Here is a 21232-nt window from a genome sequence, read left to right as displayed (position 1 = left end):
TTTTAACTCAGGAATTCAGAAATAAAAAACAAGAAATAATTTTTAATTTTATTTTGATTCTTTTTCGTTTTTTAAGTAATACTTTTTAACTAAATCAAAAATTTCGTTATTTAAATTACCATCTTTATATCTCTTTTTAAATTTATAAAAATATTTATAACGTTTATCTAAAACTATTGATTTAATTCCGTCAAAAAGGGAAAAGTAATTTCTATCTGAAAATTTATAATTATTTTTATCTATTTTTAATATATTTTCATTTATAATCTTATTGATTTTATTAATAAATTTTTTTCTTTTATAAACATAAATAAATATAATAAAAAACAAAATTAGTATTACTATCGTTATACTTAACCCTATTATTGTTCAGTCTTTTACGGCTAACTAGACTAAGTATTCCAAAATTTACACCTCTCATAATTTCTTTTTGAGCTTAATAATAATATTTTACACTATTTCTACAATAATTTCTTTAAATAACTATTTTAGGTGTTTATTTAGGATTTTTTTATTTAATAATTAAATTTTAGTTTTTCAATTAACTACAATTCCTTTGGGACGAGTAAATGATATTAATGAAGCATGAATACCTTGAACACCAAGTCCCGAATCTTTAACTCCAGTAAATGGAAAATGATCAGGTCCACGTTGTGATTGATCATTAATATTAACACTACCAACATCTAATTGTTTAGCAATACTCATAGCACTATTAATATTAGTCGTGAATACTGAAGCTTGTAATCCATATTTTGAATCATTAGCAATTTTAATAGCATCCTTTATATCATCAAAAGCAATAATAGGCAGTAATGGGGCAAATGGTTCTTCTCATGCTAAATCCATATTAATGGTGACATTAGTAAGAATAGTTGGTGACATTAAATTACCTTTAAATTGATTACCTGTTAAACAAGAAGCACCTTTGTCTAAAGCATCTTTAATTAATTTTTTAGAATTTTCAACAGTTGGCATATCAATAACTGGGGTAATATCACAATTGTCATTTGGGATTCCTACTGTCAATTTTTCCGTTTTAGTTTTTAATAAAGTAATTAATTTGTCACTAATTCCACGAGCTACTAACACTCTTTTAATAGCAGTACAACGTTGACCTGAATAACTAAAAGCACCTTTAACAATTTTAGTAGCAGCATCTTCAAGATCAGCATCATCTAAAACAATGGCTGGGTCCTTACCACCTAATTCTAAAATCAAATCTGTTTTTAATGATTTTTTAGAAATACGATTGCCAACATCGGCACTACCAGTAAAAGAAATAACATTAATTATCGGATTTTCAATTAGAATATCACCAATTTCACTACCTTTACCACTAACAGCATTGAAAACACCAGGTGGTATTTTTGCTTCATTGGCTAACTTTGCTAAATACAATCCTACTAAAGAGCCTTGCGTTGCTGGTTTAAAAACAACACTATTTCCAGTAACTAAAGCGGGAAATATTTTTGAAACTGACAAATTAACTGGATAATTAAAAGGCGAAATAGCTAAAATAACACCTTTCGGAACATGTTCAAACACTCCTAATTTATTTATTACCCCCCAACTATCACCAGTATATGATTGGGGATGTAAACGTAATGCTTCTTGTAACGTATACTCAATATATTCGACAGAACGATCTATTTCACTAACTGCTGCTTTGACACCTTTAGCAATTTCAGAACTCATTATGTCTGCCATATTTTTTTTATCACGAATTATTAATTGTTTTCAATTATTTAATAGTTCAATTCTTTTTAAAATCGGCATTTGACCTCAAACAATTTGAGCTGTTTTTGCTGCTTGATATGTTTTATCAATGTCTGTTTTGGTTAGTGCTGGAACTTGTCCTGCTGGTTGATTAGTTGTGGGATTCATTACTGTTACTCATTGTTTATTTTCATATAATTCACCATTAATTAATGCTTGATATTGATTTTTATTCTTTTCCATGTCAATCCTCCTTGTTTTCCATAGTTTTATTATAACATTTGTTAGTAAGGTAATGTTGATACGATTTAGTTAAAATTAAAAAAGCAACAATGACATTACTTAAATTAACAATAAATATTTTAATAAAAATTCTAGATCTAAACTGTCAAGTTATGATTAACTTTTTGGTTTGATTCTCCTAGTGGCAATAATTTATTTTCACATTCATTAATTGTTTTAAATGACAGCACACTAGAATCTTCATCGATTACATGATTTGCACCTGCCATTTTTTCAATTTCATTAATTTCATTTATTGCACCATAACTAAAAGATGGAATTATCATACTATCATTGTTCTTATCATTAAATAGTAAATCTATTTGATAATAAAGCAAACTACTTGATATTACTCTAAAAATAGGCAGGAAAGTTTTAATAAAATCTTCTAATAAAAAATTATTAGTTCCTATTCCTAACGTGTAGATTGTTTCTAAAGCATTAAATAAAAAATAACCAATCGTAGATAAAATTGGAATTGCTATACTATGAAAATCAAATCCTTTAATTTTTTTCTTTCATAGTTCAAATATTTTCCATATTATAACTATCGATATTTCTTTACCAAAATTTAAGGCTACTGTTGACAATAAATCAGCAAAATTATCAGTATTAATAGGAACTGAGGTAGTTACCTTTTCATTCATTTTTTTAACAATTTCATTAGTTGTAATTAATCCTATACCAAAGATTAGATTTTTAATTACACTTTTAAATTTATCGGTTTTACTAATATTTTTATTCACAAAATTAGCAAGTAAATTTTCAATTGCTATATAAGCACCCGTTGTTAAAAATAACGTGCTAACTTCGGGAACTATTAATAATGGTGGATTTTGCATTAAATCATTTATCCCATTTTTAAAACTAAATATTTTAATTTTTTTTCAATTATTGATGATTGCAACTGGGAATGCTGTTGCTAAAGAAACAGCAATTGCTCCTACTCCTAACGTTCAAATCTTTAAACTTTTAATTCATCTACTTTGTTGAGAATTTGAAACTAACGGAGTAGTCTCGCTAACTTCTGCACTTCTTGAAAGTTCTTCCATATCTTACCTTTCCTTTTATTGCATGACTGTTTGATAGAAAAAGTCTATTTCAACCAAATTATTGAAATAGACCTTAGTCATTCATTTAAATATTTTCATCAATATCATTAAAATCATCAGATGATTCTTCAATGAGACCCTCAGTGGAAATAATATCCTTAACTACTAGATTCATAATTAAGTTATTGCTTCCAACAATAATATTTTCGCTTTCTGCTTTTCCCATTCCTTCATTAACTTTGGTAATAGGAATGTCACTTGCTTTAATAACTGCTCATTTTTCTTTTTTACCTAAAATATTAATAAAAATCTCATCAGATGCTAAAAAGGTTTTAATAATAGTTACCGTTTTCGATTTTGGAATTTTTAAAATTTTATTACCTTTTGCTGTTCTTGATGTGAGTTCAATGGTATTAAATAATATTCTTTTAATAGTTCCTACTGATGTAATCATTCCATATATATCATTACTATTACCACAAGCCATTCCAATGACTTCGTCATCATTATAATTAAGTTTTAAGGCTTTAACCCCAACTGCAGTTTTGCTTAAGAGCGGTACTTTCGACTCTAAATATTTTAAAGTAAAACCTTTTTTTGTTGATAAGATAATAAAATCATGTTCTGTCGTGATACTAACACTAACAACATTATCATTATCTTTTAATTTAACATATTTAGCAATTTTATTAAATCTTAGTATTGATAACTCTAGCAGTGACATTCTCTTAATAAAACCATTTTTAGTAACAACCACAACATTAATATTTTTTTGTTCAAAAGTATTAATTTTTGCTACTTTAATAATTTTTTCATCACCATCAATTTTACATAATGTATTAACGTGAATACCATTATCTTTTCATTTATTTTCTTCTAACTTAAAGGTTGGAACTAAAATATAATTACCTTTATTAGTAAACAATAATAAGTTATCAAAGTTGTTCATGACACTAGTGCCAATAATAATATCATCTGGTTTGCGACCAAATTCTTGATAATCATCAAGATTTTGTGCTAAGACTTTAGTACTAATAACCTTGATTCATCCATCATAACTAACACTAACAAAAACTGCTTCTTGATGTAATGTTGCTTTTTCATCAATTGTGATTTCGGTAATTTCACCTTGAATAAGTGATCTTCTAGGTAATGGATAATTATCTCTAATTAATGTTAATTCATTAATAATTACTTGTTGTAATGATTTTTCATTACCAAGAATTTCTTTTAACAACATAATTTTATTTTCAATATCAGCTTTTTCTAAAATTAAAGTTTCAATATCAGTAGCAGTTAACCGATACAATCGTAATTGGACAATAGCTTCGGCTTGAATTTCAGTAAACTCAAAAGCAACTATTAAGTTTTGTTTAGCACGAGCGCGATCGGTGGAATTTCTAATAATCTTAATTACTTTATCAACTTGACTTAACGCAATAACTAAACCATTAACAATATCTAATCTGCGTTCTAATTGTGCTAAATCAAATTTAGAACGCTTAGTAACAATAATAACTTGATGGTTAATATAAAAATCTAAAATCTTAACTAAATTCATTTGGACAGGCTTTTTATTAGCAATCGCTACTAAGTTAAAATTATAATAAATTTGTAAACTAGTATTTTTAAATAAGTAATTTAAAATATCATTAATTTTGGCATCATGGGTTAACTCAACAACAATTCGTAACCCAGTACGGTCAGTTTCATCACGAACTTCTTTAATTCCTTGAATTTTTTGTAAAGAACGAATATCTTCAATTTTTTTAACCAAATCCTGTTTAATTACTTCAAAGGGAATTTCAGTAATAACAATTTGTGGAAATTCATTCTCCATATTAATAGCAGTTGTAGCACGAATCGCAATTCGGCCTTTACCAGTATGGTATGCTTCTTTAATTCCTTTTATGCCTTGGACAATACCACCTGTGGGAAAGTCAGGACCTTTAATAGTATGTTCCATTAAATCATTAATTGTACATTGTGGATTTTCAATTCGCATAATAACAGCATTAATTACTTCTTGCAAGTTGTGAGGTGGAATATTAGTTGCCATTCCCACAGCAATTCCTGAAGCACCATTAACTAATAAATTAGGGAAGTAACCAGGCAAAATTGCTGGTTCAGTTTCTGATTCATCAAAGTTTTTATTAAAATGAACAGTATCTTTTTTAATATCATTTAATAGTAGTTGGGAAATAGCACTTAGTCTTGCTTCTGTATAACGCATAGCAGCAGGATTATCACCATCAATTGAACCTTTATTACCATGCATTTGCACTAATGGCCAAGCTAATTTTCATTCTTGCGCCATGCGACACATAGCAGCATAAACAGCAGTATCACCATGGGGATGATATTTACCAATTACTTCACCCACAACCCGTGCTGCTTTTTTGTACGCTTTATCATTAGTTAGTCCTAAATCATTCATGGCATATAAAATTCGTCTTTGTACTGGTTTTAAACCATCACGAACATCAGGTAAGGCACGCTCTAAAATAATATACTTAGCATAGCGTCCAAAGCGTTCTGCAACAATATTATCAATTGGGTAAACTAACATTTGTTCTTCAAATGGTTGAAATTCATTGACTTCATTACTACTCATAATACAACTCCCTAATAGTCACTATCATCAAAAGAAATATTTTCTTCGATTCATTGACGTCTTTTTTCTGGTTTATCGCCCATTAATGTTTGAATTTCATTTTCAGCAACTAATGCATCATCTATGGTGATTTTAATAAGTTGACGAACATGGGGATCCATAGTGGTTTCTCATAGTTGTTCGGCATTCATTTCGCCTAAACCTTTGTAACGTTGTAAATCATATTTACCATGGATGGTTTCTAATTTATCTTTTAATTCTAACTCATTTCATACGTATGCTGATTGCTCTTGTTCTTGAACTTTATAACTAATTTTAAATAATGGTGGTAAAGCAATATAAACATTACCAGATGTAATTAAGTCTTTCATAAACCGATAAAAAAATGTCAATAGTAAAATTTGAATGTGCGCACCATCAGTATCGGCATCGGTCATGATGATAACTTTACTGTAATTACAGTTTTCAATATCAAATTCAGTACCAACACCACCACCGATGGCATTAATAATCATACTAATTTCCTCGTTATTAAATAAATCAACAGTTTTAGTTTTTTCAGCATTAATTACTTTTCCTTTTAATGGTAAGATAGCTTGGAAAGTACGGTCTCTTCCTGATTTGGCACTACCGCCAGCAGAATCACCTTCTACTAAAAATAGTTCATTAATTTTTGGATTTTTAGTTTGGGCAGGTACCAGTTTACCAACAAGAAATTTTTGCGTATCTTTGTTTTTGTTGCGTAGCGATTCACGTTCTTTACGAATCGCATTACGGATATCACGTGCTTTAATCGTTTTATCAATAATTTTTTTAGCGTTATCGCTATTTTCATGTAATCAGAATGAAAATCTTTCATTAACAATATTATCAACAGCAACTCGTGCTTCTGGTGTTCCTAATTTACCTTTGGTTTGACCTTCATATTGAATTAAATTTTCCGGAATCCGTAACGAAACAATGGCCACTAATCCTTCTCTTAAATCATTACCCTCTAAATTCTTGTCTTTGGATTTTAATAAATCTTGCTTGCGTGCATAGTCATTAATAGCTTTTGTCATACCACTTTTAAACCCAACTAAGTGTGTTCCACCATCATTAGTTTTAACATTATTGGCAAAACCAATTAGGGTTTCAGTATAATCTTCGGTATATTGTAAAACAATTTCAGCATCAATATTATTTTGTTTACCTTTTATTGAAACAACAGGGGAAATGGTTTTTTTACCAGCATTTAAATATTCCATAAAGGCTACTAATCCATTTTCATATTGAAATGTTTCAGTAGTATTGTTACGTTTATCAATTAACTCAATACTTAAATTACTAATTAAAAAGGCGCTTTCACGTAAGTGTTGTTCAAATAGATGAATATTTCAGTCACAACCTGCAAAGACACGAATAAAGTCAGGTAAAAATTGAACTTTAGTTCCCGTTTTATAAGTATTACCGATTTGCTTTAATGGTTGGTCAATCTTACCACCATTTTTAAATTTAATTTCATGAGTTTTTTTATCACGATTAATAGTTACACTCATTCAAGCACTTAAAGCATTAACAACTGAGGCACCAACACCGTGTAATCCACCTGATGTTTTGTAACTATTAGTATCAAACTTGCCACCAGCATGTAGGACAGTAAAAATAACTTCTGGTGTACTTTTTTTAGAAGCATGCATTCCTGTGGGAACACCACGACCATTATCTTCAACAGTAATCGATCTATCAACATTAATAGTGACAGTAATATGAGTGCAAAAACCAGCTAAGGCTTCATCAATGCCATTATCAACAATTTCTCATACTAAATGATGCAAACCACGATTATCAGTAGAACCAATATACATTCCAGGGCGTTTTCGAACAGCTTCTAGTCCCTCTAGGATTTGAATGGAAGATTCATTATACACATTATTATTCGGTTTACTAGCCATGAAAAAAACTCCTTACTAAGTTTTACTTTAACGTTTCCATTTTATCACATATCTTGACATTTAAAGACAAAGAGAATAAAAGAAAATTAAATATTTATTATTTTGTAATAATTTTATTATTTATAACTAACACTTAAAAGAATTCAATATTATTCTAAATTAAATATTTTTTTGATAATATCAGTTATTTCTCATACTGCCACTTCTAAATCGTCATTAACAACAATATAATCATATTGATGTTGTACTTTAAATTCTTCTTTAGCTTTATTCAAGCGTTTTTCAATAATTTCGTCAGTTTCACTAGCACGCATTCTAATTCTTTGTTCTAATGCTTGATATGAAGGAGGCATAATAAAAATACTCATGATATCGTTACGATGTTCATAATTTTTTAAAACTTGACTTGCTCCATCAACTTCAATTTCTAAAATCACATTATATCCTTGATTTTGCAAATTTAAAACATAACTTTTGCTAGTACCATAATAATTACCAATAAAATTAGTGTACTCTAAAAAATCATTTTTTTCAATATTCTTCATAAATGTTGTTTTATCAACGAAGAAATAATTAATACCATCTCGTTCTTTATTACGTGGTTTTCTTGTTGTCATGGAAACTGAATAGGCTAAATTTAATTTTTTATTTTCAAAGAGTTTAGTAATTATTGCTCCTTTTCCCACACCACTTGGACCAGACAGAATAATTAATTTTCCTTTTTTATGCAACATGAATTATCTACTTTCTATTTTCACAAAATTGAATTATTTTAATATATATTTTACCGTATTTTTTATTAGATAATACTTTAAATTGGAAATTTAATTGTAAATTATCAAGTGGGACATTAGTTTCTAACATAATAATAGCATTATCATTTAATAAATCATTATTGACAAAATAATTAAGAATTCACTGTTGACAACTAGTATTGGCAAATGGAGGATCAATCAATAAAATATCACACTTACTATTTAATGTTTTACTAAATGTTTGGTAATCTAAATTAGTTAATTTACTATCATTTTGTAAATTACAAGCTAATAAATTTTGTTTAATAATTTTACAAGCAGCAATATTAATATCATTGGCATATGCAAATTTGGCACCCCGGGATAAGCTTTCAATAACTAAATTACCACTTCCTGTAAATAAATCAACCACAATTTTATTATCAAAGTCACAATAATTGGCCATAATATTAAAAATATTTTCTTTAATTCTATTAAGCGTTGGTCTGGTATCTAATCCATCTAAGGTTGCTAATTTTTTACCCTTTAATTTTCCAACAATAATTTTCATATTTTCTCCTAATTTTCGTTTATAATAACTTTATCATTAAATTTGATAAAATCAAATTTAGTTTATAATTTGAGAATAAAAATGGAATGATAATGAAAGGAAATGAAATGTTAAAACTATTACAAAATGAAAATCCAGATAGTTCATGAATAACACAAGATACTACTAAAACATTGTTAGATACTTGTAGTGAAGTTGTTTTACCGTTAATTAACAACGATGAAAATATTATGAAAAAAATGATTGATTGAGTAAAAGCATCACAAGATAGTGAATTTAATGCCAACAATGTTATAACAGAAGCCATTGGGATTGCTGCACCACAAATTGGTAAAAATGTTAATATGTACTATATATTATTGCCAATTTTAAATAAAGATGAAACTATTACTTATTATGAACATGCTTTAATTAATCCTAAAATTATTGGCCGTAGTGAACAAATTGCTGCTTTAAAAAAAGGTGAAGGATGCCTAAGTGTTACTACTAAACATCATGAAGGATTAGTACCCCGCAGTTATAAAATCAAGGTTACTGGTTTTGATTACTTAAAAAATAAAAAAGTTAGTTTAACAATACGAGGGTATGAAGCTATTGTTTTTCAACATGAACAAGACCATTTAGAGGGTAAATTGTTTTATCACCATATTAATAAGGAAAATCCTTGACATAGTAACGAAGAATGGATTATTATATAAGGTAGGACAATAATTTAACTTTATTAAAATTTTACTTTAATTATAATTTAACTTAATGAACATAAATACTAAGCTCATTACTATTTTTGTTTTTGTTTATTATTTGCTTATATACTAATAAATATTTAAAGAGAAAGAACTCTATACAAAAGAGGAGGAACAAAAATGACTGAAGCACTTATTAAACCTATTTCAACATCACTCAAAAAAGAAATAACTAAAATCTATGCACTTGGTGGTTTAGAAGAAGTTGGAAAAAACACTTATGTTATTGAACAAGGTGAAGAAATAATTATTATTGATGCTGGAGTAAAATTTGCCGATGCTACCATGCCAGGAATTGAAGCTGTTATTCCTGATTATAGTTATTTAAAAGAAAACAAACATAAAATTAAAGGAATTTTTATTACTCATGGTCATGAAGATCACATTGGTGGGATTCCCTATTTATTAAAAGAAATTAATGACATTCCAGTGATTTATGCTCCCAATTTAGCTGCTGCTTTAATTCGTTATAAACTTAAAGATAAAGGTGCTAAATCAAAAGTAAGAATCGAAGTAGTCGATGGAACAAGTAAAATTAAAACTAACCGTTTTATTATTAGTTTTTTTGCTGTTAACCATTCTATTCCTGATGCTTATGGAATTTGTGTAGAAAACTCTAACGGTACTGTTGTAACTACTGGTGACTATAAATTTGATTGAACACCATTAGGCCATAAAGCCGATATTGATAAAATGGCACAGATGGGGCAAAAAGGAGTAACTTTATTTTTAGCTGATTCTACTAATGCTGAAATTCCCGGCTATACTATGACAGAAATGTTAGTAGTAAAAAGAATTAGTGAACTATTTGTCAAAGCCAAAGGTCGTATCTTAATCTCTACTTTTGCTTCTAATGTTCACCGTTTACAACAAATTATTGAAGTTGCTACTAAACACAATCGTAAAGTTGTGGTGGTGGGCAGAAGTTTAGAACGAATTGTTACTGTCATTCGACAGATGGGACATTTAAAAGTTCGTGATAATTCTTTTATTAAACCTGAAGAAATGAAAAAATATGATAATAACCAAATTGTCATTATTTGTACTGGTTCGCAAGGAGAACCAATGGCAGTTCTTTCAAGAATTGCTAATCGTGAACATCGTCAAATTAAAGTTGTGCCTGGTGATACTGTTATTTTCTCTTCATCTGCTATTCCTGGCAACCGTGCTGATGTAGAACGAGTAGTAAATAAACTAACAAGACTTAGTGCTATTGTTGAAGAAAACTCACCATTAAACTGACTGCATACTTCAGGACATGCTTCACAAGAAGAACAAAAATTAATGTTAAACTTAATTAAACCTGCTTACTTTATGCCTATGCATGGTGACTATCGTATGTTAAAGGTTCATAAAGAAACTGCAGTTTCTGTTGGTATGCCTGAAGAAAATGTCTTTATTTGTGCTAATGGTGACCCTATTATTATGGATATGGGTAAATGTCATTTAAGTGATAAACGAATCCCTGCTGATCCCATTTATGTTGATGGCGGTAAAGATATGTCAGGAGTAACTACTGCAGCTGTCATTCGTGACCGTCAAATCTTATCTAAAGATGGATTAATTGCCATTGTCATATCAATAGATTCACAAAATAATAAATTATTAGCACCCCCTACTTTTATTTCTCGTGGTTCATTCTATGTTCGGGATGCTGCACCATTAGTATCTGAAGCTATTTCATTAGTAACGAAAGCTATTAATGAAGTATTAAAAAGTGAACGCCCAACTTTTGGTACTATTAAAAATGCTGTTAAATCTACTTTAGCACCTTTTATCTTTAAGAAAAAAAGAAGGAATCCACTAATTATTCCTGTTATTTTAAATAAAAAATAAATCATATTAAAAACTAGTATTTGATAGGAGAAATACTAGTTTTTATATTTTTAGATTAAGGATTAAGTTTTTTTAAATTCCAACTTTTACTAAAGTTGCATCTAGGGCTTTTAACTCTGCTTCTGTTGCAGCTAGTGATAGTTGTTGCGTTACTTCATTTGTAAAATAAAACGTAACATTATCAGAAATCATTTCAACATAAAGTATATGAACTTTATTTATTCAGTGACCTTTAAACTTAAACATTATTTTTGGCATTCTAACTACCACCTTTCTAAATAAAATATAAACCAAAAATTAACATTTACTATGAAGTTATAACGCAGTTGGATAATTTCATAAAATCTAAAAAAAATATATCTTGAATGACAGGTAGTTTTTCAATATTAGTTGTTTCACTCTGGTATAATTTTATAGTTATAAGATTTTTAAGTCTTAAATTTAAGAAGGTTTATCAATAATGATTGTTAACGATAAGTAAGTTTTTACTAAAATACGAACGAAACAAATGCTTTTTGACAATGATATTTTTATTGACAAAAAATATAATTTTAATGAGAAACATATTATGAATGGCTTACAACTTTTAGATAATATAAAACCTAATTCCATTCCAGTAGTATTCTTTGACCCACAATATCGTGGCATATTAGATAAATTATCTTATGGTAATGAAGGCAAACGACAAATTAAACGTGCTAAATTAGAACAAATGGATGATAAAACTATTATTAGTTTCATCAAGAAAATTGATAATGTATTAATGGAAACAGGGCATTTATTCTTATGAATTGATAAATTTCATTTATGCCAAGGTATCCAACCATGAATTAACGAAACAGGTTTAGTAATTGTTGATATGATTGTTTGAGATAAAGTACGAATGGGAATGGGATATAGAACTAGAAAACAAACTGAATACTTGTCAATATTACAAAAACCACCCATTAGAGCCAAAGATATATGAAAAACTAGAAATATTAGAGATTTTTGATCTGAAAAAATTAATGATAAAACCCATCCTCATCAAAAACCACAAGAACTAAAAGTTGAACTTATTGCTACTGTTACTAATGCGATATTATTTTAGACCCAGCAGCTGGGAGTTTTTCAACTATGCAATCTGCTATAACTAAAAATAGAATATTTCTTGGATGTGATATAAAGGATACTGAAACTAATGGCATTAATTAAAGATAGAAAAGAAAAACCAACTAGTAGTGGTGCATATGATAGAATATTTAATATCAAAAAAATATCTAAAATCAACTATATGTATGTAGTGTGATGAAAAAATTAGTCCACCAATACTTTTCTACAAAATTAAAAGTAAGTGCTTATTAAAAATTAAAACACTTACTAAGGATTTAATATTTACTGTTTTAAAACATTATTTAGTTAAAGTCATTAACTGTTTTATTTTTAATATTTAGTTTTCAGGTAATGACGTAGGAAACAAAATAAATAATAATGTTAGTAAAAATCATAATAGCAAAGTATCACCAACGAAAGACAACCGGAAACACAACATTAGCAAAATTAGTTAGTAATACTGCTAAAGTATTAGCTAAAATTGGAACAATAAAAACTGAAAACAAACTGCTGATAACTAATACTGGGATTATAATGAAAAAGAAATTATATGATACTTCAGGTGCAGTATATCCTAAACTACGTAAAATGTTAATTAAAATTAAATTATCACGGACAATAATATTAGTAATAATGATAATAATCATAAACGCTAATATCACACTAAATACACCAAAAAATAAAATAACTGTTTGTAAACTATATTGGTTAGTATTCATTACACTACGTAAATTATTAATGTCATAAACTGATGATAATGATGAACTTATGCCTTTACTTGCTAAATAACCCTTATTAGCTACTTGCAATAAATCAATTTTATAATCATTTTTAGTGCTAATAATCGGCAAGTAATGTTTTAATTCATTATTAGGGAATTTACTTAATTTGCTATTAGCAAAAGTGCTACTCAAGCCAGTATTATCTTTAGTACCTAAAATAATACTATTTAGTCATTTTTGTGGTAATAAAGCAATATTAGGCTGCAATTTAGAAAAATTATCATAACTAATACCAATAATATATTTAGTTTGGTTATCCAAACCGTGAACAGTATAAATAATGGTTTTACCTAATTTTTCACCACCATCATATAAACCATAAACTGATGATAATGATGAAGTTGCCATAGGAATAAATTGTACAGAACTACTATTAGGATTTTTAATGTCCAAAGCAGTAATTAATTGGTTACGAATTTTAATAAATTCTTTATCTTGTCAATGAACTGATGTTGTCATTTTTGATAACGTTAAATTACTGAAAGTATCAAAATCAGTAATATCGAAATTAGGGTTTAAAAATTGTTTTAAACTATCATTAATTCCATATGCAGTTCGCAATGTTCCAGATACTCTAAATGCATCATCTGATAATTTTTGTGTATTATTATCATAATAAATATCAGGGAATTTATTTAAATCTAATATATTAGCTTTATCAAATTTAAATTGTGTATATGGTACTTCTTGATTCTTTTCGTAAGGAATCACACCAAAACTAACCATTAAATCAGTATTATTTTGACCATTTTCATTAGTTAAATAATTAATTAAAACAATATTATTAATTCAAAACTGTTGGAAAGCAACAGGAAATTTAGTAATTTGAGGCTCTATTATTTCTCTTCTAATCTTTAACAATTCACTTCCCATAATATAACCCCCACGAAAATCAATGTTTGCTGGAGTTTTAGGATCTTTTATCATTTCTTCTAAAGCACTTTTAAATTGTGGATAAAGAGAAGATTTATTTTTAATTTCATTAACACTATCAAATTTATACATTAGTTTATTATCACTAGTAAAAAAATTATCTTTAACATCATTAGTAAATTGATATGTATTTTGATAATTAAAGTTAACACCTGAAAACTGAGAACCTAGCATATCAGTAACTAATCCACTTGCTACTAAAGCAAAAAAAACTAATGTAGCAGCAAATATACTAGTAAAACTCATAATTAATGTTTTACCCAAACTACGTATAGAAACAGTAATTGCTAATTTATTACGATACGTAAATCTTCTAATCAAAAAATGCGATATAAAACTAAAAATAATACCAATATTTAAACTATATTTTTTAGTCGAAACATTATTAGCAATTAAATCTAATGGTTTTACTCGTAATAAAAATAGAACTAATAAAAAACTAATAATGGTAATACTAACAATAGGAATAACAATTACTAAAATAGAAATACCAATATTAAAATACCAGCCATAACTAATTAATGCAACGAAACTATCATGGGTAGTGATAATAAAATGAGCAATAGGAATAGAAATCATAGCACCAATAATGGCAAAAATAATTAAAGGGATCACAATTGATACCACCAAGGTCAAACTTAATTGTCAACTTTTATATCCCGTCGCTTTTAAAACACCTATCAACTTTTTATTTCGATCAATCATCTTAAAAGTAATAATAAAAATAATAATAACAGTTACTACAAAAATTAAAAATAGAAAGATACTAGAAATTTGATTCATTAATGAAATTCTGTTGTTAATAATATTCAAACCTGATCATTCAACTTCACCAGAATACGAAAGATAAGAATTTGTTGAAGAAGTTAAACTTTGAATATCAATGCCATTATTAAATGGATAAGTTTTTTTCCCAATCTTTTGATTATATTGTTCATGTAAATAATCATACAACCAACTATTATTAATAGTGCTGTCAATATTAGAAACTCCTAAATCAGGTTTAGAAGATAAAAAATGGTTTTCTTTAATGGAACTAAATGGGACTAAAGTTTTTTTAACACTAAGCACAGTATTACTATTAGCAAAAGCAATGGTATTATTTTTAAAATCAATAGTAGGAAAATAATAATTAGGATTAGTTGTTAAAGAACTAGTAGCATACCCTCTAATAACAAATGTTTTGCCGGCAATAACATATGTTTGTCCAATATGAAGATGATTAAATTTAGCAAATTGCTCATAAATTAAGATTTCATTATCTTGGAGCGGTTTGACATTTAAACTTTTACCACCATTTTCAGTAATAATAGGTCGATTAACAATGTCAGAAGGTTCACTTTGAATAAAAGCAAAATTCTTACCAGTTATTAATAAATCATTAACAACTATTGTTTGCACATATTGAATATTTTTAAATAACATACCCATTGTCATAATACTATATAATTTTGCTTCATCATTAATATCAGCAACAGTATATGGTTTATTAGCATATGGATATGATCGTTTATGATATATTTTATCAGTATAAACTTTTAAAGCTTCATCACTAGTAATCATAAAATTAGTTTTATTTTCTACATTATTTTTATCATAAACATATTTATCTAATAATTTAACTTCATCATCTACTTCTTGATCATGACTGGCAATAGTAGGATAATTAAGAGGGATATTAACTTTAAAATCAATATAGGGTTTAGGAGAAATTGTGGTTAAATTTTGACCAATTGCAAAATATTCATCACTAGTAACATCACCACCAGCAAAGAAAAAACGATAAATATGTTTAGTACTATCTAAACATTGTAACTGAAAAGTAGCATTTTCCAGTTTAGATTGAATAATGGCGTTATTTTTATCATAATATTTCATATTTTCTAAATAAGCATCTTGGCTGTGATTTCTACGAAACTCTGTGTCATCTAGAGTTCTAAAATAAGAATTTTGATTAAAATCATTATGGACAATATTATTAGTGTACTGTTTATAAAGATAATCATTAGAAAAATTAATAGACAGAAATGCCACAACCATAATTATTACTAAAAAAACTAAACCTAATACTTGTAACAAGTTATTTTTCTGTTCACGAATATAATTACGTAATAACTTAAACATTATTAACTCCTCTTTAAAACACTTATTAAGTATAAATGACATTTTACCACAAAAAGAATGGTTAAAGTTGGTAGTCTATTAATATACTAACACGATATTAGATGTTTTTTATAATTCACTACTGTTAACTTTTGATAACTTATTTAAAGCAGCTTTAGCAGCTTCTTGCTCAGCTTTCTTTTTGTTAGTCCCTTGCCCTTGACCCATTAAAATTTTATTATCCAGATAAACATTGACAACAAAATAAGTAACATTATCTTTTTTAACTTGATCAATAGTTTTGTAGTTAATCGGGTCACGCTTTTCGGCTTGAATTAACTCTTGTAATTTAGTTTTATAATCAACAATGGTTTCTAACTGATTATCTTCAATTAAATGAAATAATGTTAAATCAAGGATAGCTTTAACGGCTTTATCTCCTAAATCTAAATAAACAGCTGCTAAAAAAGATTCAAAAATATCTGATAAAATACTTTCACGTTGTTGACCGCCAGTATTTTTCTCACCATTTCCTAAAAATAAAAAGTGTTGTAAACCAAGAGCAATGGCTGCTGCAGCAAGTGTTTCTTGACGTACAGCTTTACTGCGAAGACTAGTTAATTGTCCTTCATCTTTTTCGGGAAATAAATGTCAAATATACATTGAAATATTTTTTCCTAAAATAGAATCACCCAAAAATTCTAATCGTTCATACGAATAATTTAAATTATGTTCATTAGAAAATGAACGATGTGTAAAAGCTTCGCGATAATTTTTATTATTTTTAATTTTATCTAATAAAGTTGATTTTAAAATATGTTCAATATTAATCATACTTTTTTCTCCTCTAATATTTATGATAATGCTTCAATTTGTTTAGTGATCTTATTAGTAACATCTTGTTCAATAGCACGAATTAATAACTTTAATGTACTATAATAAGATTTTTTGTCACTTGAACCATGTGCTTTAAAAGCAATACCATTAATACCAATTAATTGTGCTCCTCCTGTATTTTTATAATCAAAAGTGGTTTTAATATTTTTAAAAATGCCAAGTGATAATAATCCTACGAATTTAGTAAAAATATTTTTTTTGTATCCATTTTTAATTAAAGTAAAAAGTAAAGATGCCATACCTTCTACTGACTTTAAAACAATATTACCTGAATATCCATCACAAATAATAATATCTACTTCACCACTTAAAACATTACGTGGTTCAATATTACCATGAAAATTTAAAAAACTAAGTTTACCATTTGATTGTGTTAATGCTTTTAATTTAGCATATGTGGCTTTAGTAACTTCTGGTCCTTTATTTTCTTCAGTTCCAATATTTAATAAACCAATTTTGGGTCGAAAAATACTTTGAATAGTTTGACAGTAAATGTGTGCCATTAAGGCAAAACTTATTAAATCATCAACAGTATTTTCAATATTAGCACCAACGTCTAGTAATACTACTTGCTGATCTTTTATTAACGTAGGCATAATTGGCATAAAAGCAGGGCGCTTAATTCCTTTTATTTCCCCTAATAAAAAATGACAAGTACCAAGGTAAGCAGCTGTGGAACCAGAAGTTAAAATACCATCAACTTCATTTTTTTTAACTAGTTGAATGGCCTGACTCATAGATGAATTAGTCATTCTAATTCCAGCTAATGGACCATCATTCATAGTAATAACTTGTGTTGTTCCTTTAATAGTTAATGATGAGGGCATTGGTTTATTTTTTAATAACGTTTGTAAATTCCCTTTAATTTGTGCTTCATCGCCCACTAAAACAATATTTACATTTTTAAATTCATTTACTACTTGTAATGCAGCAGCAATAGCAGGAAGGCTACCGTAATCTGAGCCCATTACATCAAAAGCAACTTTCATAATTCCTCCTATAAAATATATTTTAAACAATCGAAACCTAATATAATGACAGTTTAATTATACGTTAATTTTAAAAAAAACTTTAAAAAAGACTGATTATATAAAAGTAATAATAATATTATTAACATTTTTAAAAGTAAATTTTAAGAATATTTTTAAACGTTATACCCTAAACTTTAAAAATCTATTCATGCTAGCTACTTATGAAAATAAAATCCTTACAGAGATAAACAAACTCTATAAGGAATAAACTAGTATGAATATAAATTTTATTTTATCATATTTGGCATAATAAACAAAACGAAAGTTATTTTTTCTTCTCATTTTTAGCTCAGGAATTTAACGATAGCGTTCAACATAATGACTTACTAAACCACGATAAATAAATGGTACCGTTAATTGCATAACTGGATAAGTAAATAAAAAAATATGAATAAAATTGTAAACAAGTGAATAAAAAATTGGGTTAAAACCATTTCATGGTTTATTACCAAACAACTTTATTCAAACAAAATATCCTGACATTGTTTGTCACATATAAATAATTAAGCAAACAATAAAACAATGAAATCAATAATTAATATATGTAAATAAAGATTTATCAGCTTTTAAATTAAAGCGTAATAATGCAATAATGGCTAGCGTTGTCATCGGCAAGAAGTAATCTAATAAATAACTTCATGGACTAATAATATTACCTGCAGGAATAAATAGTAAACACATTAAAGCACTAATCATTCCTGTTAATCATCCTGCTGCAAATGATACACTAAAACTAATAACCATTAATGGAATATACTTAATAGCGATACCCCCACCATATGGTAAGTGGGGTAGTAAATTTTCTTCAATAAAAGCACAAGCAATAGTTAAAGCAGTAAACATTGCAATCATAACATAATCAACAGTAACTCATTTTTTAATACCAAGTGCTGCTTTAAATTTTTTTCTTCATTGTGCTCTTAATAATGCAAATCCTTGCGTTTTTTGTCATTGATAATGTTTAATAAGGTTTAGTATTAGAACAATAACATTAAGACTACAAACTGCTAAGAATGAAAATACAAAAATATTTTCATGAATTTTATCAATATTAACAGTTCAACAAATAATTACTACTAACACGGCACTAATTAGTAACAAAACTGATACTATAATTAAACAAAGTTTGCTACTATAAAACTTATATCCGACATCTGGATTAATATGAAAAAAGTTGTTAATACGAGATGCTGATAAAACACTGACTAAAATTAGAATACTTAGTAAAACTACTAAATTAATTAATGTAGATATTTTAAATAACATATTAACCCTCATATTCTTTTTAATTTTATCACGGTTAATTTTTAATAGTTCTGGTTCTTTTTTGATTTGGGTTAATAACATAAAATGATAACTCCTTTATTTTTTTGAACACAGAAGGGCTATCATTTTTTAATATTATAAAAACAAATTAAAAAATAAAGTCTCCCTCCGCTAGTATTACCTAGATCAGGTTATAGGGTATTTCTCAGACAAATGCCACCCCTGCTTTATATGGATGTTGTTAAATATCAAATTAATTTGATATTTAACAACATTATAACATTGTTAATTAGTAAATGAGATAAAAAAATTATTTTAATTATATTAGTAGATTAAATTATTCATTAGACCTCTTGCAGAACCTATTAAAAATACCCTTTAAAATTAAGAAAAATGGTTTAAAAAACTATGTTAGATATAATTTTTAATAAAGGTTAGTATTTACAATTCAGGATTCTTCCCCTACTTTTTTACAAAATTAAAAAACATTATCTTATTTAAAGTGAAAATCCTTGTTTTGTAGAAACATTATCTTGTTTGCGATGATAATTTAAATCTTCTTGTATTTCATCTATATTTTGTATTTTTAAAAGCGTTTCTTGCATTGAATCTTCTTTTTTTAAATCAAAAACATTTTTAATAATTTCTGAAATTTCTTTAACAAGTTGTTCTTGTTCTTTTGGTTTGTTTATAACAACATAATTACAAACGTTTTCGATTAGGTTTGCTTTTCTTGATTTTTCATTAGAATTATTTTTTCTAATTATTCCTACTTCATTTCCTCTACCACGAGTTTTAATTTGTTTTAATATTTGTTCTTTATTAGTAGAATTAATATAAACTATTAAAATATGCTTTTGATTTAAAAGATTATTCATTTGTAAAAATTCTAAAGAATTTTTATTATCACCAATTTCTAAAATTGGTATCTTTCCATTATTAATAATTTTTAGCATTTCAGAAATTCTAAATCCTGTTAATCTTTTTAATTCATTTGGTTCTTTGCAACTATTTTTTAAAAAAAAATAATATTATTTTCTTTTTCTTGATTAAATTGTTCGTTTGAAGTTTTTAATATACCTTTTTTATCTGATCCATTTATTTTATTAGTAACTTTATGACATAATTCTAATTTTAAATCTTTATATTTTTCTTCTAGTAACTTTTCTATTGTTGTTCCTTTACCAACACCATGCAGTCCTGTAATAATTAATATTTTATTTTCTTGAAATATTTTACGAATAATTTCACTTTTTTGAGGCATTATTTTTTCTTCTTTCTAAAATAATTTTTTAATTTTGTAGAAAAGTAGTGGTGACCTAATTTTTACCATCACACTACATATATAGTTTAAATTTTAATTAAATCGTTGCATTTGTATTAACAATCTGCCTTTTATTGATAAATTAAACTTTATAATGTATCACTACTTTTGTTATAAATTAATATTTTCTTCCTTTTTCTTTAATTTTAAAATAAAAAACAATAAAAAATCGCTGTTAACTAAAATTAATTAACCACGATTTTAAATCAAATCTTTATTTTATGAATAATTATATAATTAAAAAAATGGATTAACAACCCTTTTTTAGGACTATTTTCTTTTAAAGTCCTCAGTAGAATGTGAGACATGCATTATCTCT

15 protein-coding genes, 1 pseudogene and 1 riboswitch are annotated in these 21232 nt (G+C 27.0%); of the genes and pseudogenes, 3 read left to right on the top strand and 13 right to left on the bottom strand.

What is annotated here, in order from left to right; genetic code table 4:
* Positions 1 to 522 precede the first annotated feature (522 nt).
* The 6 genes from AAHM98_RS02090 to AAHM98_RS02065 form a co-directional block, all read right to left on the bottom strand.
* Positions 523 to 1962 carry an NADP-dependent glyceraldehyde-3-phosphate dehydrogenase gene (locus AAHM98_RS02090; RefSeq protein WP_342276855.1) on the bottom strand — a complete coding sequence of 480 codons (1440 nt, stop codon included), beginning with the start codon at positions 1960 to 1962 and terminating at the stop codon, positions 523 to 525.
* A gap of 137 nt (positions 1963 to 2099) precedes the next feature.
* The gene (locus AAHM98_RS02085; RefSeq protein WP_342276854.1) at positions 2100 to 3053 is read right to left on the bottom strand and encodes a hypothetical protein; all 954 of its coding nucleotides are present in this window, start codon (positions 3051 to 3053) and stop codon (positions 2100 to 2102) included.
* 85 nt (positions 3054 to 3138) lie between these two features.
* Positions 3139 to 5622: a DNA topoisomerase IV subunit A gene (parC, locus tag AAHM98_RS02080; RefSeq protein WP_425289601.1), complete on the bottom strand. Its 2484-nt coding sequence runs from the start codon at positions 5620 to 5622 to the stop codon at positions 3139 to 3141.
* A gap of 56 nt (positions 5623 to 5678) precedes the next feature.
* Positions 5679 to 7601 carry a DNA topoisomerase IV subunit B gene (gene parE, locus AAHM98_RS02075; protein WP_342276852.1) on the bottom strand — a complete coding sequence of 641 codons (1923 nt, stop codon included), beginning with the start codon at positions 7599 to 7601 and terminating at the stop codon, positions 5679 to 5681.
* A 149-nt stretch (positions 7602 to 7750) separates the two neighbouring features.
* Entirely contained in the window at positions 7751 to 8335 is a 585-nt protein-coding gene (gene gmk, locus AAHM98_RS02070) for a guanylate kinase (protein WP_342276851.1), read from the bottom strand.
* A 7-nt stretch (positions 8336 to 8342) separates the two neighbouring features.
* Complete coding sequence (locus AAHM98_RS02065) at positions 8343 to 8906, bottom strand: RsmD family RNA methyltransferase (protein WP_342276850.1); 564 nt, start codon at positions 8904 to 8906, stop codon at positions 8343 to 8345.
* 107 nt (positions 8907 to 9013) lie between these two features.
* Between AAHM98_RS02065 and def the strand changes: the two genes are divergently transcribed.
* Together def and AAHM98_RS02055 are read left to right on the top strand one after the other, a co-directional pair.
* A complete protein-coding gene (gene def / locus AAHM98_RS02060; protein WP_342276849.1) occupies positions 9014 to 9604 on the top strand; it encodes a peptide deformylase in 591 nt (196 codons plus the stop codon).
* 165 nt (positions 9605 to 9769) lie between these two features.
* Complete coding sequence (locus AAHM98_RS02055) at positions 9770 to 11485, top strand: ribonuclease J (RefSeq protein ID WP_342276848.1); 1716 nt, start codon at positions 9770 to 9772, stop codon at positions 11483 to 11485.
* A gap of 72 nt (positions 11486 to 11557) precedes the next feature.
* On the opposite strand, the gene AAHM98_RS02050 is transcribed toward AAHM98_RS02055, so the two are convergent.
* Positions 11558 to 11743 carry a hypothetical protein gene (locus AAHM98_RS02050; RefSeq protein WP_342276847.1) on the bottom strand — a complete coding sequence of 62 codons (186 nt, stop codon included), beginning with the start codon at positions 11741 to 11743 and terminating at the stop codon, positions 11558 to 11560.
* Between the two features lie 250 nt (positions 11744 to 11993).
* On the opposite strand from AAHM98_RS02050, the pseudogene AAHM98_RS02045 reads away from it, so the two are divergent.
* Positions 11994 to 12679: pseudogene (locus tag AAHM98_RS02045) on the top strand (DNA methyltransferase).
* A 200-nt stretch (positions 12680 to 12879) separates the two neighbouring features.
* Here AAHM98_RS02045 and AAHM98_RS02040 read toward each other — a convergent pair.
* The 6 genes from AAHM98_RS02040 to AAHM98_RS02015 all read right to left on the bottom strand — a co-directional run bounded on the left by AAHM98_RS02040 (position 12880) and on the right by AAHM98_RS02015 (position 20853).
* Positions 12880 to 16416 (bottom strand): ABC transporter permease, encoded by a 3537-nt coding sequence (locus tag AAHM98_RS02040; RefSeq protein ID WP_342276845.1) that lies wholly within the window; start codon positions 16414 to 16416, stop codon positions 12880 to 12882.
* Between the two features lie 108 nt (positions 16417 to 16524).
* Entirely contained in the window at positions 16525 to 17229 is a 705-nt protein-coding gene (rnc, locus tag AAHM98_RS02035) for a ribonuclease III (RefSeq protein WP_342276844.1), read from the bottom strand.
* 20 nt (positions 17230 to 17249) lie between these two features.
* Positions 17250 to 18281 carry a phosphate acyltransferase PlsX gene (gene plsX, locus AAHM98_RS02030; protein WP_342276843.1) on the bottom strand — a complete coding sequence of 344 codons (1032 nt, stop codon included), beginning with the start codon at positions 18279 to 18281 and terminating at the stop codon, positions 17250 to 17252.
* A gap of 339 nt (positions 18282 to 18620) precedes the next feature.
* On the bottom strand, positions 18621 to 19670 hold the full coding sequence (locus tag AAHM98_RS02025) for an energy-coupled thiamine transporter ThiT (protein WP_342276842.1): 1050 nt from the start codon (positions 19668 to 19670) through the stop codon (positions 18621 to 18623).
* 64 nt (positions 19671 to 19734) lie between these two features.
* Positions 19735 to 19823: riboswitch (TPP riboswitch) on the bottom strand.
* Positions 19824 to 20086: 263 nt separating this feature from the next.
* Positions 20087 to 20545 (bottom strand): hypothetical protein, encoded by a 459-nt coding sequence (locus tag AAHM98_RS02020; RefSeq protein ID WP_342276841.1) that lies wholly within the window; start codon positions 20543 to 20545, stop codon positions 20087 to 20089.
* Between the two features lie 59 nt (positions 20546 to 20604).
* Positions 20605 to 20853, bottom strand: a complete 249-nt coding sequence (locus AAHM98_RS02015; RefSeq protein ID WP_342276840.1) for a hypothetical protein — start codon at positions 20851 to 20853, stop codon at positions 20605 to 20607.
* Between the last annotated feature and the right edge of the window lie 379 nt (positions 20854 to 21232).

It is taken from the genome of Spiroplasma endosymbiont of Nebria brevicollis (assembly GCF_964030895.1).
Taxonomy (GTDB): domain Bacteria; phylum Bacillota_I; class Bacilli_A; order Mycoplasmatales; family VBWQ01; genus Spiroplasma_E.
The sequence above is the reverse complement of the archived record's forward strand: the minus strand, read 5'-3'. Positions and strand labels throughout refer to the sequence as shown.